At 69.8% G+C, this 23,189-nt stretch carries 20 protein-coding genes; 5 read left to right on the top strand and 15 right to left on the bottom strand.

Annotated elements, in window-relative coordinates; translation table 11 throughout:
- Window positions 1-45: 45 nt before the first annotated feature.
- Window positions 46-1,794: an adenylyl-sulfate kinase gene (gene cysC, locus QSK25_RS33585; protein WP_285644297.1), complete on the bottom strand. Its 1,749-nt coding sequence runs from the start codon at window positions 1,792-1,794 to the stop codon at window positions 46-48.
- Complete coding sequence (gene cysD, locus QSK25_RS33580) at window positions 1,794-2,681, bottom strand: sulfate adenylyltransferase subunit CysD (RefSeq protein WP_285644295.1); 888 nt, start codon at window positions 2,679-2,681, stop codon at window positions 1,794-1,796. Before cysD ends, cysC begins: the two co-directional genes overlap by 1 nt.
- 74 nt (window positions 2,682-2,755) lie before the next feature.
- On the opposite strand from cysD, the gene QSK25_RS33575 reads away from it, so the two are divergent.
- Window positions 2,756-3,367, top strand: a complete 612-nt coding sequence (locus tag QSK25_RS33575; RefSeq protein WP_285644294.1) for a TetR/AcrR family transcriptional regulator — start codon at window positions 2,756-2,758, stop codon at window positions 3,365-3,367.
- A gap of 42 nt (window positions 3,368-3,409) precedes the next feature.
- Here QSK25_RS33575 and QSK25_RS33570 read toward each other — a convergent pair whose 3' ends face one another.
- From QSK25_RS33570 to QSK25_RS33545, 6 genes are all read right to left on the bottom strand, one after another.
- Window positions 3,410-3,940, bottom strand: coding sequence for a cysteine dioxygenase family protein (locus tag QSK25_RS33570; protein WP_285644293.1), 531 nt, complete (start codon window positions 3,938-3,940; stop codon window positions 3,410-3,412).
- A 30-nt stretch (window positions 3,941-3,970) separates the two neighbouring features.
- A complete protein-coding gene (locus QSK25_RS33565; RefSeq protein ID WP_285644291.1) occupies window positions 3,971-4,966 on the bottom strand; it encodes a YeiH family protein in 996 nt (331 codons plus the stop codon).
- A 69-nt stretch (window positions 4,967-5,035) separates the two neighbouring features.
- Window positions 5,036-5,938, bottom strand: coding sequence for a LysR family transcriptional regulator (locus QSK25_RS33560; protein ID WP_285644290.1), 903 nt, complete (start codon window positions 5,936-5,938; stop codon window positions 5,036-5,038).
- A gap of 16 nt (window positions 5,939-5,954) precedes the next feature.
- Window positions 5,955-6,596: a hypothetical protein gene (locus tag QSK25_RS33555; RefSeq protein ID WP_285644289.1), complete on the bottom strand. Its 642-nt coding sequence runs from the start codon at window positions 6,594-6,596 to the stop codon at window positions 5,955-5,957.
- Window positions 6,597-6,664: 68 nt separating this feature from the next.
- Window positions 6,665-8,383, bottom strand: a complete 1,719-nt coding sequence (locus tag QSK25_RS33550) for a S8 family serine peptidase (RefSeq protein ID WP_285644288.1) — start codon at window positions 8,381-8,383, stop codon at window positions 6,665-6,667.
- 127 nt (window positions 8,384-8,510) lie between these two features.
- Window positions 8,511-8,930 (bottom strand): hypothetical protein, encoded by a 420-nt coding sequence (locus QSK25_RS33545; protein ID WP_285644287.1) that lies wholly within the window; start codon window positions 8,928-8,930, stop codon window positions 8,511-8,513.
- On the opposite strand from QSK25_RS33545, the gene QSK25_RS33540 reads away from it, so the two are divergent.
- Window positions 8,917-14,355, top strand: coding sequence for a PDDEXK-like endonuclease domain-containing protein (locus QSK25_RS33540; RefSeq protein WP_285644284.1), 5,439 nt, complete (start codon window positions 8,917-8,919; stop codon window positions 14,353-14,355). The genes QSK25_RS33545 and QSK25_RS33540 overlap by 14 nt on opposite strands.
- Here QSK25_RS33540 and QSK25_RS33535 read toward each other — a convergent pair.
- The 3 genes from QSK25_RS33535 to QSK25_RS33525 form a co-directional block, all read right to left on the bottom strand.
- A complete protein-coding gene (locus QSK25_RS33535; protein WP_285644283.1) occupies window positions 14,334-15,401 on the bottom strand; it encodes an aromatic ring-hydroxylating oxygenase subunit alpha in 1,068 nt (355 codons plus the stop codon). The two genes, QSK25_RS33540 and QSK25_RS33535, sit on opposite strands and share 22 nt — an antisense overlap.
- 110 nt (window positions 15,402-15,511) lie before the next feature.
- On the bottom strand, window positions 15,512-16,066 hold the full coding sequence (locus QSK25_RS33530; RefSeq protein WP_285644281.1) for a TetR/AcrR family transcriptional regulator: 555 nt from the start codon (window positions 16,064-16,066) through the stop codon (window positions 15,512-15,514).
- 77 nt (window positions 16,067-16,143) lie between these two features.
- A complete protein-coding gene (locus QSK25_RS33525) occupies window positions 16,144-17,457 on the bottom strand; it encodes a cytochrome P450 (RefSeq protein WP_285644279.1) in 1,314 nt (437 codons plus the stop codon).
- A 97-nt stretch (window positions 17,458-17,554) separates the two neighbouring features.
- Between QSK25_RS33525 and QSK25_RS33520 the strand changes: the two genes are divergently transcribed.
- Window positions 17,555-18,697 carry a HEAT repeat domain-containing protein gene (locus QSK25_RS33520; protein WP_285644277.1) on the top strand — a complete coding sequence of 381 codons (1,143 nt, stop codon included), beginning with the start codon at window positions 17,555-17,557 and terminating at the stop codon, window positions 18,695-18,697.
- Here the strand turns inward: QSK25_RS33520 and QSK25_RS33515 are convergent.
- Window positions 18,687-19,427, bottom strand: a complete 741-nt coding sequence (locus QSK25_RS33515; protein ID WP_285644275.1) for a DeoR/GlpR family DNA-binding transcription regulator — start codon at window positions 19,425-19,427, stop codon at window positions 18,687-18,689. The genes QSK25_RS33520 and QSK25_RS33515 overlap by 11 nt on opposite strands.
- Before the next feature lie 49 nt (window positions 19,428-19,476).
- Here QSK25_RS33515 and QSK25_RS33510 point away from each other — a divergent pair, with 49 nt between their 5' ends.
- Window positions 19,477-19,839 (top strand): DUF4406 domain-containing protein, encoded by a 363-nt coding sequence (locus tag QSK25_RS33510; protein ID WP_285644273.1) that lies wholly within the window; start codon window positions 19,477-19,479, stop codon window positions 19,837-19,839.
- 34 nt (window positions 19,840-19,873) lie between these two features.
- Here the strand turns inward: QSK25_RS33510 and QSK25_RS33505 are convergent, their stop codons facing one another.
- Entirely contained in the window at window positions 19,874-20,470 is a 597-nt protein-coding gene (locus QSK25_RS33505) for a phosphoribosylanthranilate isomerase (RefSeq protein WP_285644271.1), read from the bottom strand.
- Between the two features lie 144 nt (window positions 20,471-20,614).
- Between QSK25_RS33505 and QSK25_RS33500 the strand changes: the two genes are divergently transcribed.
- A complete protein-coding gene (locus tag QSK25_RS33500; protein ID WP_285644270.1) occupies window positions 20,615-22,306 on the top strand; it encodes an L-aspartate oxidase in 1,692 nt (563 codons plus the stop codon).
- A gap of 99 nt (window positions 22,307-22,405) precedes the next feature.
- Here QSK25_RS33500 and QSK25_RS33495 read toward each other — a convergent pair whose 3' ends face one another.
- A complete protein-coding gene (locus tag QSK25_RS33495) occupies window positions 22,406-22,738 on the bottom strand; it encodes a cupin domain-containing protein (protein ID WP_285644268.1) in 333 nt (110 codons plus the stop codon).
- Window positions 22,735-23,172 (bottom strand): cupin domain-containing protein, encoded by a 438-nt coding sequence (locus QSK25_RS33490; RefSeq protein ID WP_285644267.1) that lies wholly within the window; start codon window positions 23,170-23,172, stop codon window positions 22,735-22,737. The genes QSK25_RS33495 and QSK25_RS33490 overlap by 4 nt, the downstream gene beginning before the upstream one ends.
- Window positions 23,173-23,189: the final 17 nt, after the last annotated feature.

The following is a 23,189-nucleotide window of genomic DNA, read 5'->3' as shown; positions in this document are numbered from 1 at the left end:
ATTTAGAACGTGTTCTAGTGGAACGTACACGATTCTGGACAACGTTCAACAGACGCCGAGCGCACGAAGCCGGCGGAGCACGACCTCGGCCGCCTCCTGCGGTTCGAGCGTCGTGGTGTCGAGCCGCACCTCGGGATCCTCCGGCGGCTCGTACGGCGAGTCGATGCCGGTGAAGTTCGCCAGCTCGCCCCGGCGCGCCTTGCGGTACAAGCCTTTCGGGTCCCGCTGCTCGGCCACGGCGAGCGGCGTGTCCACGAACACCTCGCAGAACTCGTTCTCCCCGACCAGATCGCGCGCCAGCGCCCGTTCCGCCCGGAACGGCGAGATGAACGACACCAGCACGATCAACCCGGCGTCGACCATCAACGCGGCCACCTCGGCGATCCGCCGGACGTTCTCGACCCGGTCGGCGTCGCTGAACCCGAGGTCGGAGTTGAGCCCGTGCCGCACGTTGTCGCCGTCGAGCAGGAACGTGTGCCGCCCCTGCGCGTGCAACGCCTTCTCGACGAGGTCCGCGATCGTCGACTTCCCCGCCCCGGACAGCCCCGTCAGCCACACGACGCACGGCCGGTGCCCGTTGCGCGCTGCCCTGGCCTCCTTGTCCACGGTCAGCGCCTGCCGGCGCAGGTTCGACGGACGCGCCGCGCGGATGATCATCCCGGCGCCGACCGTCGCGTTGGACAACCGGTCGAGCACGATGAACGACCCGAGGTCGCGGTTGTCCGCGTAGGCCTCGAACGGCACCGGTGCGTCGAAGTGCACCGTGTCGGTGCCGATCTCGTTCAGTTGCAACGGTTTCGTCGCGGTGCAGCCGACCGTCCGCGCGCCGATCTTGGCGAGGTACTGGCGGCCCGGCATGAGCGCCGTCTCGTCCATCCACACCAGGTGGGCCTCGAAGGAGTCCGCGAGGCCCGGCGGGTCGTCCGCCGAGCCCAGCACGTCACCGCGGCTCGCGTCGACGTCGTCCGCCGGCACGACCGTCACCGAGGACCCGGCCGGCGCCTCGTCCAGGTCGCCGTCCATCGTGACGATCCGCGCCACACTGGTGGTCCGGTTGCCGACGCGCACCATCTCGCCCCGGCGCACCACCCCGCCGAGCACGCGCCCCGAAAGCCCGCGGAACTCGGCGTTCGGCCGGTTGACCCACTGCACGAGGAACCGGGACGGCCCGTCCGGCTCGGAGGGTATGACCACCGATTCCAGCCACTGCAGCAGGGTCGGCCCGTCGTACCAGGGCGTCAGTTCGCTGCGCCCGATCACGTTGACGCCTTCGGTCGCGGACATGGGGATGCAGGGGGTGCCGGGGAACTCGGCCCGCACGGCCTCGAACGCCTCCCGTGAGTACCCCAGCAGGTCCAGCTTGTTCACCGCCACCACCACGTGCCGGATCCCCAGCAACGACACGATCCGCGCATGTCGACGCGTCTGCTCCAGCACGCCCTTGCGCGCGTCCAGCAGCAGCACCGCCGCATCGGCCGTGGACGCCCCTGTGGCCATGTTCCGCGTGTACTGCTCGTGTCCCGGTGTGTCCGCGACGATGAACCGCCGCGCCTCCGTCGCGAAGAACCGATAGGCCACGTCGATCGTGATGCCCTGCTCGCGTTCCGCCGCCAGGCCGTCGACCAGCAGCGCGAAGTCCAGCTCCCCGCCCCGCGTCCCGACCCGCCGCGAGTCGGCTTCGAGAGCGGCCAGGTGATCGGCGTAGAGCAGTTTCGACTCGTACAACAGGCGTCCGATCAGCGTGCTCTTGCCGTCGTCCACGCTGCCGCAGGTGATGAACCGCAGAAGCTCCATCAGAAGTACCCCTCCCGCTTCTTGCGCTCCATCGAGCCGCTCTGGTCGTGGTCGATCACCCGTCCCTGCCGCTCCGACGTCGTCGCGGTCCGCATCTCCTCGACGATGTCCGCGACCGTCCGCGCCTCGCTGCGCACCGCGCCGGTGAGCGGGTAGCAGCCGAGCGTGCGGAACCGCACCAGTTCCAGCCGCGGCTGTTCGGTCAACGGCATCCGGTCGTCGTCGACCATGATCAGCGCGCCGTCCCGTTCGACGACCGGCCGTGGGGCCGCGAAGTACAGCGGCACCACGGGAATCCGCTCGCGTTCGACGTAGCGCCACACGTCGAGCTCGGTCCAGTTCGACAGCGGGAACACCCGGATGCTCTCGCCGGGTGCGACGCGGGTGTTGTAGAGGCGCCACAGTTCGGGACGCTGGTTGCGCGGGTCCCACCGGTGCTGTGCGGTGCGGAACGAGAACACCCTTTCCTTGGCGCGCGAGGCTTCCTCGTCGCGCCGGGCACCGCCGAAAGCGACGTCGAACCGGTGCTCGTCGAGGGCCTGGCGCAGGCCCTGGGTCTTCCAGAGGTCGGTGTGCCGGGCCGAGCCGTGGTCGAACGGGTTGATGCCCGCCGCCACGCAGTCGGGGTTGCGGTGCACGATCAGGCGCAGGCCCAGGGAGGCGGCGGTCGCGTCCCGGAACGCGATCATCTCGCGGAACTTCCACGTGGTGTCGACGTGCAGCAACGGGAACGGCGGCGGCGACGGGTGGAACGCCTTGCGCGCCAGGTGGAGCAACACCGAGCTGTCCTTGCCGACCGAGTAGAGCAGCACCGGCCGTTCGGACTCCGCGACGGCCTCGCGGAAGATGTCGACGCTGTCGGCTTCGAGCCGGTCGAGGTGGTCCACGTCACCGAGGGTAGGAGTAAACCGAACAACGTTCAATATGCTTCTGAACGTTGTTCAAAGTAGGCTGCGCGGTCGTGAGCACCGAGCAAACGGCCTGGGGTGACGCGGAAGGCAGGCGGCGCGACATCCTCGCGTCGGCCGAGCTGATCGTCGAGGAGCAGGGCTACGCGGGCCTGACCATGCGCGCGATCGCGGTCGGTGCCGGCGTCAGTTCCGGCACCGTCTACCAGTACTTCGCCGGCAAGGAGGACGTCTTCGCGGCGTTGATGGAACGCCGCTTGGAGGAGCTCCAACGCACACTCGAAGGCGTGAACCGGGAGCTCGGCATCGCAGGGGTGCTCAAGGAGGTCGAGCCCCAGATCACCGACCTGTGGCGCCGGTTCGGCCGGTCGGCGGCGCAGTGGGAGGCCAAGGTGCTCTCGGGTGGCCGCCGTGGCAAGGAGGTCACGAACTCCGCGCAGGACTACCGCAAGACGCTCAAGGCGCTCGCGAAGACGCTGGCCGAGACCGCGGAGGCGACCGGGCAGGAGTTGGTCGACGATCCCGCGCTGCCGCACTGGGTCTGGGACTGCATGATCGGCCTGGCGGACGACCTGCTGCTGCAGGGCGCCCGCATCAACCGGGTCGAACCGGCGCACCTCATCGAGTTCGCCACCCGCGCGATAGCCAGGGGAATCACCCGCTGAGCGGCTGGGCGGGTTCGGCGGCCGGGCGATGGCGCGGCGGAGTCACCCGCGGACGGGCTGGTCGTACCGCCGCCGGATGCTCGTCCCCAGCACGCTCACGTCCGCCCCGTACACGTGGATCGAGATCGCGACCGAGCTGGAGTTGTTGCACACCTTGTGGATGTCGCCCGGCGGCACCAGGTACGCCGCCACGCCTTCGGGAGTCTTGTTGACGCGCAACGGAACCAGCCGGTCCCCGGCCAGCCGGTACGTCGTCTCCTCCTCCTCGCCGACGTAGGTGCCGACCACGCACCACGAGACGTGGTCGTGGATGCAGGTCTCCTGACCCGGCAACCACACCAGCGCCACGACGGAGAACGACCCGTCCGGTTCGACGTGCAGCACGTGCTGCCGGTACGCCGCCGGGTCAGGCTCCCGCTGCGTCGCGCTGAGCAGGAACGGGTCGGTGAGGTGACCTTCCAGCGTCCGCGCGACCCGTGCCGCGACGGCCTCCTGGGAACCGCCGCGCGCGATCGCGGCCCGGAGCGAACCCACCAGAAGCGTGGCCGTGGGGGAGAGCAGGCTGTGCGTCATGAGCGGGTCCTCCTCTGAGGAACGGGGCGATCAGCCGATCAGCACCGTGCCGGTCAGCACGAGCACGACGATCACCGTGGTCGAGAGCAGGCCCAGCAGCAGCACCGCCGGGCCGGAACGCATGAGGGAACGCAACTTCACGGCCGTGCCGAGCGCGAACATGCCCGCCGCGAGCAGCACGGTGTCCACGAACGTCGCCGCGGACAGCACCACCTCGGGCAGCAGCCCGGTCGCCCGCACCCCGGCCATCGCCAGGAACCCGACCACGAACAACGGCACGATCGGCGGCCGTTGCCCGGACGCCGGGTACTTGAGGCGTTCGGCGAAGCTCACGGCGGCGAGCATCGGCGCGAGCAGCACGACCCGCGTCAGCTTCACCGCGACGGCGATCGCCAGCGCGCCGGTCACCGGTCCGGCGGCGGCCACGACCTGCGCGACCTCGTGCACGCTGCCGCCCGCCCACACGCCGTACTGCGCGGGAGTGAGACCGGTCAGCGGGAACAACGCGGGCAGGCTGAACATCGCCACCGTGCCGAACAGCGTGACCAGGCCGAGCGCCTTCGCCACGTCCTCCTCGTCCTGCTGCCGCACGGAGTTCATCGCGGCCACCGCCGACGCGCCGCAGATCGAGAAGCCCGTCGCGATCAGCAGCGACAGACCCTCACCGACGCCGAGCAGCCGCCCGAGCCAGCGCGTCACGACGAACGTCACCACCACCGCGACCGCGGCGAGCAACAAGATCTCGTAGCCGAGCTTCAGCACGTCCTGGAACACGAGCTTCAACCCGAGCAGCACCACGCCGAGCCGCAGCAGCCGCCGTCCGGCGAGCTTGATCCCGGGCGACATCGAGGCGGGCAGCGTCACGACGTTCGCCACGATCGCGCCCAGCAACACCGCGATCGTCAACGCGCTGATCGACGGTTGCAGCCACGACACCGTCATCGCGATCGCGACACCGGCCGCGACCAGGGACAATCCGGGCAGGACCGAGTCGGCGGTGCGCGGGGTGGTCCTGACGATGCCCATGCTGACAACCATGACCACCGCGAGCTAACAGCAGTAGAGGGCCATCCCTTGGGGTCCCATAAGCCGCGCTTATGCCCGCCCGGCCGCGGAGATGAGCGCGTCCACCGTCGCCCTCATGATCGGCAGCTGGATCAGGTCCGGCCAGGTGTAGAGCGACGTCAGCCGGTGCGCCGCCGACTCCACCTCGACCGTCGTCAGCCCGGGGTGCTGCAGGAACGACAACAGCAGCCGAGGCACCAGCGCCACGCCCAGACCTGCGGTGACGAGGCTCTGGATGGCCAGGTTGTCGTCGGTCGAGCAGGTGATGTCCGGCACGAACCCCGCCTTGTCACACGCCAGGTGCAACGCCCGTTGGCAGCGCACGCAACCGGCGATCCAGCGTTCCTCCGCCGCCTCGGTCAGCGAGACCTTCTCCCGCCCGGCGAGCCGGTGCCCGGCCGGCACCAGCAGCGCGAGCGGTTCGCGCAGCAACGGCACGCTCAGCATGCCGGTCACGGTCGCCTCGTCCTGCGGTTCGTCGAGGTAGCTGAAGCTCAGCACCAGGTCGGCCTCCCCGCGCCGGAGCAGCGCGAACGAGTCCGGCGGCTCCTCCTCGACGAGCTCGAGGCGCAGCGCGGGCCGTTCCTCGGCCAGGATCGCCGCCGCCGCGGGCACCAGCGACACGTTGGCGCTGGGGAACGCGCAGATCCGGATCGTGCCGATGTCGTGCGTCGCTATCGCGCTGACCTGCTGGTGCGTCGTGGCGAGCTGGTCGAGCAGGTCCGACCCGCGTTCGGCGAGGATGCGCCCGGCCTCGGTGAGGTGCAGCCCGCGGCCCGTGCGCACGAACAGCGGCCCGCCGACCTGCCGTTCCAGTGCGCGCATCTGCTGGCTGACGGCGGGCTGGGTGCAGTGCAGCAACCGGGCGGCGGCGCTGAACGAGCCGGTCCGCGCGACCGTGGCGAAGACCTCGAGCTGGCGGGTGTCGAACACCCCCGCACTGTAGGTGCTACTTCCCGGTGACGAGCGAGTCCAGGGTCGCGCCGCTGTTCTCGCCGCAGTGTCGTTTCGACGCGTCGAGCGTCATCGGCTTGGTCGCCTCGTCCGGCCTGCCGACCTGCCCGAACAGCCGCCTGAGCAGCTCGACCTGCTCGTCGCCGCCCGCCCGCAGGAAGTCGCCGCAGCTGGACTTCACGGTGAGCCTGCCGTCGGACGGGATCAGGTCCACCGGCCCGAGGACGAACAGGAACGCGATGATGATCGCGAGCCCGAACCCGATGACCGCGCCGCTCGCGGAGCTCTTGCGCGGCGCCAGCCAGACCTCGGCCTGCTCGATGAACGGCTCGGCGGGCGACAGCTCGGTGTCGATCCAGAACTCCAGGCTGTCGCCGCCGGTCACGTCGAACTGGACGTGCCCGGCGGCGAGCATGATGCGCACGATCTGCCTGCGGTCGTACGAGCCCGTCCAGAAGGGGTCCGGCCGCACGAGCACCAGCCGGTCGGGCAGCAGGAACACGACGTCGCGTTCGCCGCGGGCGAGGCGTGAGGTCTGGCCGGGGCCGACGATCGTGCCCGCCAGCCTGGCCATCACCAACGCGTGTTCGTGCTCGTCGAGGGCCGCGGCGGCCGCCGACCACAGATCCGGTTCCACGTCACTGCTATCGCTGCAGGTGGTGCCGTTGGTTAGCCGCGGCCGCCGAGGTTCCTCCGAATGCCGTCCTAGAAGGTCAGCTTCCAGGAGTTGATGTAGCCGGTGTCCTGCTTCGCCACGTCCCTGACCTGCAGCTTCCAGGTGCCGTTCGCGACCTCGCCGGAGGCGTTGACCGTGTAGCTCGCGATGACGTCGTCGGCGGAATCACCGTCGTTGGACTTCAGGCGGTACGCCGTGCCGTCCGGGGCGATCAGGTCGATGACCAGGTCACCGCGGTAGGTGTGCACGATGTTGACGTCGACCTTGAGCGTCGCCGGGGCGTTGCCGGTGATGTTCGAGACCGTGATGGAGCTGGTCACGGCGGTGTTGGTGTCCGGGATGGCCACGTCGGCGGTGTTCTCGAACTCACGGCCGGGCGGCGTCGTCCCGTTGACGGCGGCGAACGCGTCCACGCGGCCCTCGCCGAAGAAGTTGTTCTTCGCCGTGGTGCCGGAGCACCGGCTGTCGGTGCAGCTCAGGTCGTCGGCCTGGGTGGCGAGCAACGTCTTGAGCTGTGCCGGGGTGGCCGTCGGGTTGGTCGACTTGAGCAGCGCGGCGACGCCCGCGACGTGCGGGGAGGCCATCGACGTGCCGGACTTCGAGCCGTAGCGGCCGCCGGGGACGGTCGAGTAGACGCTGTCGCCGGGCGCCGCGATGTGGATCTTGTCGGTGCCGTAGTTCGAGAACGACGACTTGCCGTTGTTCGAGGCGATCGAGGCGACGCTCACGACGCCGGGCACCTCGGTCGGGACGCTCAGGCAGGCGTTGGTGACGGTGCGCTGGGCGGGCGTCGAGTCGTTGGGGCTCGTCGAATCGGTGGTCTTGTTGGCGAGGTTGTAGTTCTCGTTGCCCGCCGCGGCGACGTTGAGCACGCCCTTGCCCTCGGCGTAGGCCACCGCGCGCTTCACGCCTTCGAGGATCGCGTCCTGGTCGGCGTTGTTCGGGCAGTTGAACAGCCACGGGTCGGTGTAGTAGCTGTTGTTGGTCACGTCGAAGCCGCGGTCACCGGAGAAGACCATGGCGCAGATCGTGTTCTCGGCGAAGAACAGCCCGCTCGGCTTCTCCGCGATGCGCACGGACGCGATCTTCACGCCCGGCGCGACACCGATCATGCCCTTGCCGTTCTTGGCGGCCGCGATCGTGCCGGCGACGTGCGTGCCGTGCGTGTCCGTGTCACGCCACGAACCCGTGCGCGTGTCGAGCTTGCCGTAGGCGCACGACGCCGAGTTGGCGGCGTCGAAGTTCGGGGCGAGGTCCGGGTGCTGGTCGTCGACGCCGGTGTCGAGCACGCCGACCTTGACGTTGGACGAGCCGGTGTTGACCGCCCACGCCTTGTCGGCGCCGATCTGCGTCATGTCCGAGCGCACCGGCTCGGTGGTCGGCTGGGTCGCCTGCGAGGGGCTGGCCGGAATCGGCTGGGTCGCCGCCTCCGCAGGCACGTCCGTCGTGCGCGTGGCACCGACCTTCTGCACGCCGGTGACGGACCGCATCTTGGTGGCGAAGTCGGTGGCCGTCGAGTGCGCGACGATGACACCGATCGCGTCATAGCTCGTCCACACGACACCGCCGTTGCCGCTCACGGCCGACGCCGCGCCGGCCGTGGCACCGGGCGCGGTGATGACCAGGTAGGAGCGGTTGCCCGCGGCGGCGGGGGCGGCAGCGGCAGGGGTGGCTGCCGCCAGCGCACCGGCGCCCACGACCGCGGCGATGACCGCGGTGCGCAGGCGTGATCGTGAACCCTGGAACACGGATTCCTCCAGCTCTCAGCGGGCGATGCCCGCGCACGTCGCGCGGGTGCAGGGGCCCGTCAGAGTCATTAGAGGAGGTCAGCGCGGATTCGGGACGCGCGGTTCCAGAAATGCCCCGTTCGGCTCACTACGAACGTCGCACGTCAGGCGTGGGCTCGAAGAACCGGACGAAGTGGTTCACGTCCTCCTGCACGCACGCCTCATCGGCGTGCTCGCCCGTGCAGCCCGGCGCCCAGCCGCTGCCGTCGCCGTTGTCGGCGAGGTGGAACCCGATGCCCGCGGCGCGCAGGTTGGCGGCTGTCAGGAGCACGGTCTCCCGCACCCGGTGCTCCAGCGCCGCCTGGATCGGGTCGACCGTCAGGTCGCCGCCGTTGCCGGTGTACATCGTGATCGTCACGCCCCGCAGCCGCTCCACGTTGTGAGTCGGGCTCTGCGCGTTCCAGATGCCGTCGAAAGGCCAGATCGGTGGCCCGAAGACCGCGTCCGCACCGACCGTCGGCGTACCGCTGCCGGGGTTGACCAGCGTCGCCGTGATGCCCGCCCGCACCTCGGAGTTCCGCAGGTCGAGCGCACCCGAGAAGCTGCCGGCGTGGCTGAACAGGTCCGGGGGATCGGCCATTACCGGCCGGTGCGGCCGTGCAGCAGCGCGAACAAGAGTTTCTCCCTGGGCTGGAATGAATCCGAGTCATAACGGAGTGGTGTCGGCTGTATCGCCAGGACGTCCGACGTCGATGTGCATCGTGATCGGTTTGGGCGGGAAAGGGGAGCCAGCTGTGGCGAAGGACGGCGCTGCCAGGGATTCACAGGACACGGCCGTTGATCGAGCGGTGAGGCTCTTCCAGTTCCTTGCCAGGAGCCAACAGCTCAAATCGAATCCTCCTCGCACCACCGAAAGCTACGACTCGGTGCTGTGGCTGGGAAAGCTGCCTGAACACTCCGCTGTCCAGTCCGCGCACACCGAGAACTCGCCGGAACCAGGCGCGGCTTTGTTGACGGTCGAACGGGTCCAGCACCAGGAACCACCCGAGCCGGGCGCGGAGTTGCGGCCTTGGCTTGACGGGAACTGGGACGACCCAGGAGCACCACCTGCACTGCGCGAGTCCGTCGGGGACGGAGAGCAGCGGGTCGTTCTCACGGACGTGCCGGAGATTCGTGACGCTCACGACGAATGGCAATCGCTCTGGACCACCTGGGCTGAGCGGGAGGCGGTCGACCAGCCCGCACGCGACGTCTACAACGAGCTGTTCGGAGCGTATGTGACGGCGGCCGGCCACGCCGAAGAGCTCGAGCTGGTGGTGGGCGCGGGCTGCCTGTCGTGGTCTCCGCCTGGCCATCACGTCGTGCGCAGGCACCTGGTGACGGTTCCCGCCGTGATCCACTTCGATGACGTCAGTGGAAAGCTGTCGCTGCACCAGTCCGACACGGCAGACGGCCTGACGGTCGAACTGGACATGATCGACCCCGGGCGAGTGGCCAATCCCGCGCACGTGGCGCAGATCCGCAACGAGGCCCGGGACACCAACGCGGCGGTTCTCGATCGCGAGATCGTGGGAGATGTGCTGCGGCGCTTGGCGCACGCCCTCGACGGTGACGCCGCCTACCTCGACGAGGACGAGCCGCAGAAGCCCGTCACCCATGCCATCACGGCGTTCGCGCCTGCAGTCATCCTGCGCCGGCGTTCGCGGCAGGGCATCGTCGACATCCTGGACTCGGTCGCGCACCAGATGACCGAGTCGGGGACTGTCCCCGAAGGACTGCTCCCCCTGGTCGACCCCGACCACCGACCGGCGGCGGAGCGCTCACCGGAGCCCGGCGCCGTCGTCGAGGTCGATTCGGAGTTGTTCCTGCCGTTGCCCGTGAACGACCGCCAGCTGCGCGTGCTCACACAGGTCGACGTGAAGGCCCAGACCCTGGTGCAGGGGCCGCCCGGCACCGGCAAGACGCACACCGTCGCCGCGCTCCTGTCGCATCTCCTCGCTCAGGGCAAACGCGTTCTCGTCACCGCGCACACCGATCGCGCACTGAAGGAGGTCAGGGCCAAGCTGCCCGAGTCCATCGCCCCTCTTGCCGTGTCAGTCGTGGGATCGTCGCGGTCGGACCTCGCCGACCTCAAGGTTGCGGTCGAGCGGATCAGCCACGTCTCGAGCGAGTACGACGCCGTCGGTGCGCAGAACGCGATCGAGGGGCATCTCGCCGCGATCGAGGAACTCCGCCGTAACCGGGCAGGTCTGCACCGCCGACTGCTCGACGCCCGCGGTGAGGAGGTGATCGAGCACGAGGTTGCGGGTTACCGCGGCACTCTCGCCTCGATCGCGCAACAGGTGATGGCCGAGCAGGACCGCTTCGGCTGGGTGTCTGATCTCGTCGCGGTGCGAGGGGTGGAGGACCCCCCTGTATCCGCGATCGCCATCGCTGAGTGGCACCGGAGCCTGGTGGACGATGCTTTGATCGCGGACGAGCCGGAGTCCCGTCTCCGGTTGCTGTCTCTCGGCGACGTCCCGGGCCCGGAGGCCTTCTTCGAGCTCGTCGCCGCCGAGCGGGAGGCCATCGCGGTCGAGGAAGGGCACGGCGCCCTCACCCAGCACACCGCGTTCGCGGCCGTTCGTGGGTTGGACCAGTCGACGCGAGACGTGCTTCGCCAGCGGCTGAACGGGTTCGCCCGTGAAGCGGGTGAGCTGTCCCAGCGGCGCGAGCAGTGGATGAACGACGCCCTGTCCGACGTGCTCGCCGGTCGGGCGAACCACTGGCGGACACGGGGCGAGCAGATCTCGCAGCTCATCGCCCGGGTCGGACCGATGATCGAGCGTCTGGGGCCGCTCACGGAGGTGAGCGTGACCTCTGGCGACATGGGCGCGCTTGTGGCGTTGGCCGGCGCGTTGCGGGCACACGTGGGCGACGGTGGCCGCCTCAAGACCAACCCGGACGGATCGCCGAGGACCGGTGCGTTCGCGCCGAAGGTCGTGAAGCAGGCTCAGCCCTTGTTCCAGGCGGTGCGGGTCGACGGGGTGCCGCCCACCAGCGCGGACAAGCTCGACGTGTTCCTCCTGTGGGCTGAGGCGACCAGGGTGCTGTACGCACTCGACCGGGCGTGGCCGGATTCGGTGCGTGTGCCGGAGGAAGACACGCTGAGTGAACGATTCCAGTGGCACGTGACCGAGCTGGAACAGCTGCGCAGGGTGCTCCAGCTCGGCGCGGCGCTCGAAGCCGAGGAACGTGGGCTGTCGGGACTCGGCCTTCCGCGTCCCAACTGGACGGACCTCGACGCCGTCCAGACGTACGCCCGCCTTGTCGAAGTCGCCGCGGCGTCGGACGCACGCAGCGCTGCCGCGATCCCACTGCTGGAACTCGTGCGCACGATCTCGGCTGTCGCCGAGTGGGGCGATGCGGCGGGCTGCGTCCGGCATCTCGCCCAGGCCGCCGTGGACCGGGATCCCGAGTCCTACGCGGTGGCGCATCACAGACTTGTGCGCCTGACCGACGTCGCCCGGATGGCACGTCACCGCGACGAGATCGCGACGATCATGGGTCAGCGCCTTCCGAACGTGTACGAAGCGGTGGCGGCTCAGCCCCGAGACCCGGCGTGGATCCCGAGGCTGGCGGCCTGGGACGCGACCTGGGCATGGGCGGTCGCCCGCGTGTGGGTGCTTGAACGTGGTTCCGAGGACGTCAACGCGCTGCAGGCCGAAGTGCTGCGGGCCGAGGAGCAGGTGCGTCGTGAGGTGGAGCTGCTGGCGGCCGAACGCGCGTGGGGCCATGCGGTGTCCCCAGAACGGCTGTCCGGCACGGCCCGCGCCGACCTGCACCAGTACGCCCAACTCGTGAGGTTGCTGGGCAAGGGCACGGGTGTCTATGCCGCCCAGCGCAGGGCGGACATCAGGGCCGCCATGGACCGCTGCCGCCCGGCCGTGCCGGTGTGGATCATGCCGATCTATCGGATCGCGGAGCAGTTCCGCGTCCAACCGGACATGTTCGACGTCGTGGTGGTGGACGAGGCGTCGCAGGCCGGTCTCGAGGCGACGTTCCTGCAGTTCCTCGCGCCCAAGATCGTGGTGATCGGTGACGACAAGCAGGTGTCCCCGTCCGCGGTCGGAACCGACCAGCAGCAACTGCGCGATCTCGCCCAGCAGTACCTGTGGGACGACCCTCATCGCGCCTCGTGGCAGGAACCGAAGCGAAGCCTGTTCGACGAGGCGAAGAAGCGGTTCGAAGGAATGATCACCCTCGTCGAGCACCGGCGTTGCGTGCCCGAGATCATCGGTTTCTCGAACCGGATCGCCTACGAGCCTGATGGTGTTCGCCTGGTGCCGGTGCGCCAGTACGGTGCGGACCGCCTGGAACCGATCAAGCCGGTCTTCCTCGAGGACGGGTACGAGCGCGGTGTGACCGACAAGGTCAACCCGGTCGAGGCGGACGCCATCGTCGACCAGATCGAGAAGTGCATCGCCGATCAGCGGTACGACGGCCTGACTTTCGGTGTGGTGTCGCTACTCGGTCGCGCGCAGGCCAAGAGGATCGAGAAGCGTCTGCTGGAACGCATTCCGTCGGAGGAGTGGAAGGCGCGCGATCTGCGGTGTGGTGACTCGGCTGACTTCCAGGGCTCGGAACGCGATGTGATGTTCCTGTCCATGGTCAAGGCCCCGGAACCCGGGAAGCGGATCGGTTCGCTCACGCAGGAGCAGTACATCCAACGGTTCAACGTCGCCACGTCGCGTGCCAAGGACCAGATGTGGGTGTTCCACTCACTGCGCCTGTCGGACCTCGGCAACCCCGAGGACATGAGGTTTCAGCTGCTCGACTATTGCTACGGCCTGTCGGGATCCGGGGACGGGACCGAAGGTGCCCGGCACACCGCGGTGCCCGAGGACAGGAGGATCGAGCCGTTCGACTCCCTGTTCGAGCAGCGGGTGTTCAACCGCCTCGTCGACCGCGGGTACAGCGTTGTTCCGCAGTTCCCCGCGGAGGGGTACCGGCTCGACCTCGTCGTGGTCGGTGCCAAGGCGCGGTTGGCGGTCGAATGCGACGGCGACGCCTGGCACGGCCCCGAGGCCTACGAGCGCGACCTCGCGCGACAACGTGACCTCGAGCGCTGTGGCTGGAGGTTCTTCCGCATCCGGGAGTCGGAGTTCTACGCGGACCGGCCCGCTGTCATGGCACGTCTGTGGGACGCGCTGCACGAACTGGACATCCACACGTCGGGCTGGGTGCCGGGCGGTGACCAGGAGGTAGTCGTAGCGCCGAAGCCGGTGCCGGTCGCCACGACCGAGGTGAGGACCACTGCTACGGCTGAGCTGGTTGCGGTCGAACCGTCCGTTGCCGAATCACCTGTTGTCGAGCCGGTTGTGGCCGAGCCGGTTGTGGCCGAACAAACCGCGCGGAAACCGATCGATCTGCCGGTCGTGCGGGAAACCCGAATCGAGCCTGCAGAGCCCGCACCCGCGCCTGTCACGGCGTCGGGACTCGCGGCGTACGGGCAGTTCGACGGCAGCGTCGTCCCCGTCGGTGACGCTTCCCGACGCGAGATGGTCGACGGTTTGATTCGCCTCGTGCAGTCGGAGGGCCCTGTGCTGGGCAGCCGCCTGCACACCGCCTACGTTCGAGCCTCGGGCGCGGTGCGGGTCACGAAACTCGTCGCCAGCGAGCTGAACAAGGCGATCTCCTCGGCGGTGAACAAGGGAGAGCTCATCGAAGACAACCCGCTCGGCGAGAGCGGCATCAAGCCGCGCACCTACCGGTTGCCGGACCAGCCGGAAGTGCGGATGCGTCACCTGGGACCGCGAACCCTCGACGACGTTCCCCCTGCGGAGCTGGCCGCACTGGTTGACCACGTCGCCAGTCGAACGGGGAACCTCCCTGACGAGGCATTGCGGCGAGCAGTGCTCGAGGTGCTGGGGTTGAAGCGGCTGACCGACAACGTCAAGAGTCGTTTCGACGCGGCACAGGTGCTGCGGGATCAGGAAACGGCCGCCCGGTAGGCGTCGAGCAGCAGGCCGTGGAAGTGGTGCACGCCGTGTTCGGACAGGCCGGTGCCCGCAGGGTCGTAGACGATGCGCCCCTGGTCGAACGCGGGCGTGCGCATCCCGCGTTGGACGCTCTCCACGATGGCGATGTCCTGCACCTGCAACACCTCGTCGACGTACCGGACGCCGTCCAGTTCGGCGGCGGTCAGGTCGGTGGTCCCGAAGTAGAAGTCCCACGTCTCACGGGTGCGTTCCGGGCCGTCCGGGAGGATCTGCAGCACCATGAAGTTCGCCCGGCCGGGGTAGCGCAGCAGGCACGTGTTGGGCCAGAGCCACCACACGGCGTGCTGGTTGACCGTCGCGCCGGACACGTCGTAGGCGCTGTTGGCCTGCTTGCCCGCCTCGGCGAAGTGGCTCGACCAGATGCCGTGCGTCTGCACATCGTAGGTGCCCATGTCGACCAGGTCCACGAACTCCGGGTGCGCGACGTGGCAGTGGTAGCACTCCAGGAAGTTGTCGACGACGTTCTTCCAGTTGGAGCCGATCGAGTAGCTGAGCCTGTGCGCGTGGGTGAGTCCGACGACGTCCGGTGCCCAGAAGCCGATCTCGGCGGCCAGGTCCGGTGCCTGCTCGGCGAGCCTCTTCGCGGCCGGGTCGAGGTTGACGTGGACGCACCCGCCGAACTCCTCCACCTGCACCTGGTCGAGGCACACCTCGGACTTGTCGAACGTCTCCATGCGGTCGGCCCTGCGCGTCGCCTTCAGGCCGCCGCTCAGGTCGTACGTCCAGGCGTGGTACGGGCACACGATGTTGCGCGTGACGCCGGAGCCTTTGAGGAGTTCGTGCGCGCGGTGCTTGCACACGTTGTAGAACGCGCGCAGTTCGCCGGAACGGTCGCGCACCACCACGATCGGCATGCCGGCCACGGTCGACGCCGTGTAGCTGCCGGGTGCGGCGAGCTGCTCGACGTGGCAGATCCATTGCCACGTCCGGGAGAAGACGGCGCGGTCCTCGAACGCGGACCACGCGGGATCGACGTAGGCCTCGGCGCGCAACGACATCGAGCGCGCGGGGTCGGGGGTGGTAGCCGGTTCCGATGCGATGAACGTCCTCCGCCGTGACCTCCATGCGTCACAAGGTAGAGCTGTTTGAACGAGCGTTCAATACCGGGTCACGCGAGCGCGATGTCCTCGCAGAGCTTGACGGCCCGGCGCAGCGCGGCGCGGTCGAGTCCGAGCAACGACGTGAGCCACAGGCCGTTCTGGACCACGTCGATGTCCGCCGCGCGTTTCGCGCACTCGTACCGGGACAGGTCCGGCCTGGCCGCCCGGATCAACCGCGCCAGCCCCGACCGGTACCGGCTCTGCGCCTCGGTGTTGATCCGCTCGAACTCCTCGGCGGCCTGCGCGAGCGACCACAGCTGCAACCGCAGCGACAGGTACTCGGTCGTCAGGAACTCGGGATCGGCCACCCTGCGCAACGCGAGCCGCAGCCGTTCCGCCGCCGGCAGGTCCGGATCCGGTTCCACGAGCGCGATGTCCTGCTCCTCGATGCGGCGCAGGGCGGCGGCGATCAGGCCGGTCTTGTCGGTGAAGTGGTAGTTGACGAGACCCAGCGCGACGCCAGCCTCCCGCGCGACGGCCCGCATGCTGACGCCGCCGATGCCGTGCCGGGACAACAGGGTGAGGACGGCGTCGAGGATCCGTCCGGCCGAGTCTGTGCTCACCCGCCGATCGTAGTGAGACCGGCCGGAAGGCGTTGCCCAGCCGCCGATCCTGGCGAGATCCTGCCAGAAGGCGTTGCTCAGCCGCCGGTCGCGGTCAGGCTCGTCGGGAGGCGTTCGAAGCCGCGCAGGATGCGGGTCGGGCGCCGGCGCGCGCCGGTCAGCGGGGCCAGGTCCGGGAACCGCTCGAAGATCGTCCGCAGCCCGATCTCGCCCTCCATCCGCGCGAGCTGGGCGCCCAGGCAGTAGTGCCGGCCGGCGCCGAACGACACGTGGTCGCGCGCGTTCGGGCGGGTCACGTCGAACCGGTGCGGGTCCGCGAAGACGGACGGGTCGCGGTTCGCGCCGGCGAGCACGGTCGTGACGAGCTGTCCGCGTCGGATGTGCACTCCGGCGACCGTCGTGTCCTTCGCGCACATGCGGCCGGTCAGCAGTACCGGCGGGTCGTGGCGGAGCACCTCGTCGACGACGTTGCTCCACAGGCCCGGGTCGGCACGCAGTGCCGCGAGTTGCTCGGGATGCCTGGTGAGCAACGAGATCCCGTTGCCGAGCAGGTTCACCGTCGTCTCGAACCCGGCCGCGAGCACGAGTCCGGCGGTGGCCTTCAGCTCCCGTTCGGTGAGGCCGACGCCGTCCTCGCGGGCGGTGATCAGGCGACTCAGCAGGTTGTCGCCGGGGTTCGCGCGCAGGGCGTCGAGGTGGCGGGAGAGCCAGGCGTCGAACGAGTTGAGCGTCGACTCGACGGAGCGGAACACCCGCCAGGACAGGCCCAGGTCGAGGCTCGGGGCCGCCGCCGCGCCGAGGGCGAGCACGGTCGACCGTTCCTGCGGGGGTACGCCGAGGATCTCGCTGATCACCGTGACCGGGAGCAGGCCGCAGTACGTTTCGATCAGGTCGACCGGGTTGTCCGGGGCGAGGCCGTCCAGCAGGTCGTCGGCGATCTCCTGGGTGCGGGCGCGCAGCTGTTCGACGGCCCTGGCGGTGAAGACGCGGGTGACGAGCTTGCGGTAGCGGGTGTGCGCGGGCGGTTCGACGGCCAGCAGCGACGGCGGCTGGACCGGGTGCACGACCTCGGTGGCGGACCACGCGGCGAGCTTGCCGAGGAGGCCGGCGCCGAAACGCGGCCGGGCGGTCACGAACGCGTCGTCGGACAGGACCGCCTTCACGACCTCGTGCCGCGTGGTGGTGAACCCGATCCTGGTCGCCGCCAACGGGCCGCGGTCGCGGATCTCGTCGAAGAGCCCGGTCAGGTCGGCGCCGGTGGTGGCCTCGACGGTGATGCGGCCCTGCAGGTCGCCGCGGCGGGCCGCGAGGCGCAGGACCGCGCGCGGCAGGGCGTGGCCGATGCTCCAGCGCACCGCCGGTTTGACGTGCTCCTCAGCCAGGCTCGTCATGGTTCGCAGCCTGGCCGGTGCGCCGCCACGAGTCAAGGTCTGGCCCATCCGGGCGAAGGAAGAGTCCACTTCGGACCAACGAGTAGCCTGCCGCGCCATGGAGATCCGGGCGCTGCTCGACCGCATGGACCGCGACGACTGGAAGACCGAGGTCGAGGACTTCGCGCGCGAGCACGGGATCACGACGTTCGGCGCGTTGGCCGACCTGCTGGCGACGTCGGACGACGGTCAGGTCCTGCGCCAGGGCTACCGGGTGTTCTCCCTGGCGAGCGCGGACGACGAGGTCTACGCCGCCCTGCTCCGCCACCCGCACCACGGCATCCGCCGGGCGGCGGCGAGCATGTTCCGCGAGGAGAAGGCGCTCCGGTACTCGAAGGAACTCCTGCCGTTGCTCGCCGACGAGGACCACTACGCGCAACGGGAAGCGGTGTGGGCGTTCAGCACGATGGGCGAGGACGTGCTGCCGTTGCTCCAGGAAACCCGCCGCACGGCCCGCGGGGCGTTGCGGCGCGGTGCGTTGGCCGGCATCGCCGAGGTCGGCGGGCCGGACGCGTTCCTGCCGCAGGACCGCCGCGTGCTCGACCGGTTCATCCGGTACAAGCTCGAAGACGACCAGTACAGCGCCGACGAGATGCACCTGTGCGGTGGCTGGTACGCGATCAGGACCGACGACCAGGCGGCTGTGCTCGGCGTGTGCGGCCTCGTCGACCCGGTGCCGGTGACCAAAGTGCTGGGTGCCGATGCTTGGAACAACGACCACCACGCGTGGGGCAGCGGCAACGAACACGCCCGTTGCTCGCGTGTGTACGTCACGGGCTCGTGGGACGGCTGGGCGCTCGTGTTCGGTGAGCCGTTCGAGCACGGCACCCGCCCGGTGACGGAGATCTGCGCGGTGCTGAGCGCCGTGTTCGGTGAGGCGCACTACTACGGCGAGAGCTGTGGCGACGGCTGGACGGCGTGGTGCATCGCGGAGGGCGGCGAGGTCGTCCGCTACTACGACGCCTTCAAGGAGGACGAGCAGATCGGGTCGCACGAGGTCGAGGAGGGCTGGTGCCTGCCGCACGACCTCAGCGACGAGAACGACGAACTCGAGGACATCTACGCGACCGACGTGGCCGAGGCGCTGTCGGTGAACCCCCGCTACTTCGAGGGCGACGTCGAGGGGCACGGCGTGCTGGCGTTGACGCAGTGCGGCGTGAAGTACGGTTCTCCCAAGGGGTTCCTGCGGATCAGCAGCTGATCACCGGCACTTCCAGCGCGCGCACGACGTCGTTGTCGGCATCCGTGATCACGCCCGCGATGCCGGCGAACGGCAGCACGGTGAACCTCGACGCCGTGCCGATCTTCTCGGAGCTCGCCAGCACGTAGGTGTCCGCGGCCTGGTGGGCGAGTGCGCGTTTCATCGCGGCCTCGTCGGCGTCGCCGGTCGTGAGACCCGCATCGGGGTGCACGCCCGTGACGCCGAGGAAGAAGAGGTCGGCGTGCACGCCCCGTGCGGCCTCCACGGCCGCGGCACCGCACGCGACCATCGAGTGCTTGAAGAGCCTGCCGCCGATCACGTAGACGTCCACGTTCTCGTGCTCTTCCAACGCGCTCGCGATCGTCGGACTGTGCGTGACGACCGTTGCGTGCAGGTCGAGCGGTAGCGCGCGTACGACCGCAAGGGTTGTCGTGCCGCCATCGAGGATCACGGTGCTGCCGGGTTCGACCAACGCCGCCGCCGCGCGTGCGACCCGTTGCTTGCCATCGACCTGCACGCCCTGACGCGTCGCGTAGTCGGCGATGGCGGGGGATACGGGCAGTGCACCGCCATAGACGCGTTGGCACAGGCCTGCTGCTGCGAGATCGCGCAGGTCACGACGGATCGTGTCCTCGGAAATGCCCACCTCGGCGGCGAGGTCCTTGGCGACGATCCGGCCGTCGGTGCGCAGGCGTTCGAGCAGCAGATCACGGCGTTGGGCGGCCAGCATGCACGTTTCTCCTTGTTTTTGCCGAGTGTTGCACACTATGGTCGGTGGCATGCTGATTCTGATCGCAGGCCCCTACCGCTCCGGCACCGGGGACGACCCCGACCTGATGGCACGCAACCTGGCCGCGCTGGAGGAGGCGGCGTGGCCGATCTTCCGCAGCGGGCACGTGCCGATGATCGGCGAGTGGGTGGCGTTGCCCGTGCTGCGCGGCGCCGGTGGCACGTCGGTGACCGACCCGGTCGCGGCGGAGATCATGTACCCGACCGCCGAGCGGTTGCTGCGGCACTGCGAGGCCGTGCTGCGGCTGCCGGGGGAGTCGACCGGCGCGGACGAGGACGTGCGGATCGCGCGCGAACGCGGCCTGCCGGTCTACGAACGCGTCGAGGACATCCCGGGGTACGCGGCGGCGTGACGGACGCCCGGTAACCCGCGCGCCGAGCCGTCGCTCAGCCGCGCGCGGCGGCGACGAACGCGCGCATCCGCCCGTGGTCCTTCACCCCGCGGCTCGACTCGATGCCGCTCGACACGTCCACACCCCACGGCCGCGCGACGCTGATCGCCCCGGCCACCGTCTCCGGCGACAACCCGCCCGCCAGCAACCACTCCCCGGTGGGCGGGTTCTCGGCGAGCCGGGTGATGTCCCACTGCTCACCCGACCCGGCGACGGGCGAGTCGATCAGCAGCCGGCGTTCCCCGAACGCCCCGGTCCGCACGTCCGTCCCCGACCCGAGCGCCGTCGCCCGCACCAGGTCGAACGGCATGTCGGCCAGCTCGTCGAACGCCTCACGCGGGTAGTCGCCGTGCAGCTGCAACGCGCGCACGCCGGTCTTCAGCGCCAACTCGCCACCCTCGGCGGCGGTGACACCGCGCACCACGGCGACGGTGAGGACGTGCGCCGGCACCTCCGCCACGAGTCGTGCGGCGAGGTCGACCTCGATCTGGCGGGGGCTGCTCGTCAGCACGAAACCGACGGCGTCCGCCCCGGCTTCCACGGCGACGGCGACGTCGGACTCGTTGCGCAGACCACAAAGCTTCACGAACACACTGCTCAGCCTAGCCGTGTGGCGGCGGACGCACTGTCACGCAGCTAACAGTCACAAGCACTGACGCTGCCCGGTCCTATTTATTGGAAGACACGGGCAACGGAGGCCGCGATGACTGAACATCAGGTAGCCACATCGGTTTTGGTGATCGGCACGGGAGGCGCGGGGTTGCGCGCCGCCATCGAACTCGCCGAGCGGGGCGTCGACGTGACGGTCCTCGGCAAGCGCCCCAAGGGGGACGCGCACACCGCTCTCGCCGCGGGCGGCATCAACGCGGCGCTCGCCACGATGGATCCCGCCGACACCTGGCAGCAGCACGCGGCCGACACCATCAAGGAGAGCTACCTCCTCGCCAACCCCGACATCGTGCGGACCGTGGCCGAGCAGGCGCCGCGCGGCATCGCCGACCTCGAGCGCTACGGCATGCCGTTCGCCCGCGAGGAGGACGGCCGCATCTCGCAACGGTTCTTCGGCGCGCACACGTTCCGCCGCACGTCGTTCGCGGGCGACTACACCGGCCTGGAGATCCAGCGCACGCTGGTCAACCGCGCCGCGCAGCTGCACATCCCGATCCTCGACTCCTGCTACGTCACGCGCATCCTGGTGCAGGACAACGTGGTGTTCGGCGCGTACGGGTTCGACCTCGGCACCGGCAGGCGGTACCTCTTCCACGCGGACGCGGTGATCCTCGCCGCCGGTGGCCACACCCGCATCTGGCGCCGCACGTCGAGTCGCCGCGACGAGAACACCGGCGACTCGTTCCGCCTCGCCGTGCTCGCGGGCGGCAGGATCCGCGACCCCGAACTCGTCCAGTTCCACCCGTCCGGCCTGCTCGAACCGGAGAACGCGGCGGGCACGCTCGTCTCCGAGGCCGCGCGCGGCGAGGGCGGCATCCTCACCAACGCCGCCGGCGAACGCTTCATGGCCCGCTACGACCCGCGGCGGATGGAACTGTCCACTCGCGACCGGGTCGCGCTCGCCGCGTACACCGAGATCAAGGAGGGCCGCGGCACCCCGAACGGCGGCGTGTGGCTCGACGTGTCGCACCTGCCGCGCGAGCAGATCATGCAGCGCCTGCCGAGGGTCTACCAGACCCTGCTGGAGTTGCAGATGAAGGACATCACCCAGGAACCGATGGAGATCGCGCCCACCGCGCACTACTCGATGGGCGGCGTCTGGGTCGCGCCGGACGACCACTCCACCGGCGTCGAGGGCCTGTACGCGATCGGCGAGGCGTCCAGCGGCCTGCACGGCGCGAACCGCCTCGGCGGCAACTCGCTCATCGAACTCCTGGTCTACGGCCGGATCGTCGGCGAGGCGGCGGCCGAGTACTCCTCGTCGCTGACCGCCCAGCGCCGTTCCCGGGCCGCGACCGCCGAGGCGCGGTCCGAAGTGGACGGACTCCTGGCCGCCGACGGCCAGGAGAACGTGCGCGCCCTGCAACGGTCGCTGCGCAACACCATGACCGAGCACGCGGGCGTCGTCCGCGACGAGGCGGGCCTGCGCAAGGGACTCGCCGAACTCGACGAGCTGGAAGCCCGCATCGCCGACGTCGGCGTGCACCCCGACCTGGCGGGCTACCAGGACCTCGCGCACGCGTTCGACCTGCTGTCGTCGGCCCTGTCCGCCCGCGCCACCCTGGAGTGCGCCCTCGAACGCCGCGAGACCCGCGGCTGCCACAACAGGTCAGACCACCCGGACCTGGACCCGGCGCAGCAGGTCAACCTCGTCTGGTCCGGGCCCGGCCAGGTCGAGCGCGAGGAGATCCCCCCGGTGCCGCAGGAGATCGCGGCCCTGATGAGGGAGGTCGACACCGCCGGCAAGCTGGTGGAGTGACGGAGGAGGGGCGGGGATCGTGCACCGCGCCCCGGACGTCGGAACTGGATTCCCAGTCCAACGTCCGGGGAGCGGTTCAACCACCCCGCCTCTCCCTCTTCACGGCAGCCGCAACGCCGTGGTGAACAGGAACGCGCTGTCCTCCAGCGCTTCCACCCGGTGCCGCCGGTCGGGCAGCGTCAGCAGGTCACCGGGTACCGCCTGCCAGGAGTCGGCCCCGGCCACCAGCCGCACCCGCCCGAGCAGCACCTGCACGGTCACCTCACCGGGGTGCTCGTGCTCGTGCAGGTGTTCGCCGCCCCGCAACGCCATCACGGTCTGCCGCAACGCCCGCTCGTGTCCACCGTGGACGGTCGAGGCGCTGCGGCCGTTCGACGCCGCGCGGGCCAGTTCGACGTGGTCGTGCGCCAGCGCGGTCAGCGACGCCTTCACGGCCGCGGCGCCCTGAGGTGCCGGCGCGCCTCCAGTTCGTCCGCCTCCACCACCGTCAGCATCGGCTGACCGGGAGCGCAGAACATCGTGACGACGAACTGGGACTCCTCGTCCTCCAGCGCGTTCCCGTCCTGGTAGTGGATGACGTCACCGCCGGGCTCCCAGAACGTCCCGCCCGCGCGCACGACCCGTTCCGGCTCGCCTTCCAGCTCGAAGACGATCGCGCCCTTCACCACGTACCCGTACGCGGGCCCGGAGTGGCGGTGCGGCGGCGCGCCGGGGCTGGCGGGCGGCAGTGTCACGAGGATCGTCATCGCCTCGGCGCCGTCGGGGATCTGCGGCGCGCCCGGCACGGTGCCGATCACCTCGATGGCGGGCGGCGGCCCGCTCTTGTCGGGGTTGTCCAGGTGGTGGTCGTGGTGTTCGTGGCTCATGCCAAGGAAGACCGGAC

Source organism: Lentzea sp. NBRC 102530 (assembly GCF_030269365.1).
GTDB lineage: Bacteria > Actinomycetota > Actinomycetes > Mycobacteriales > Pseudonocardiaceae > Lentzea.
The sequence above is the reverse complement of the archived record's forward strand: the minus strand, read 5'-3'. Positions and strand labels throughout refer to the sequence as shown.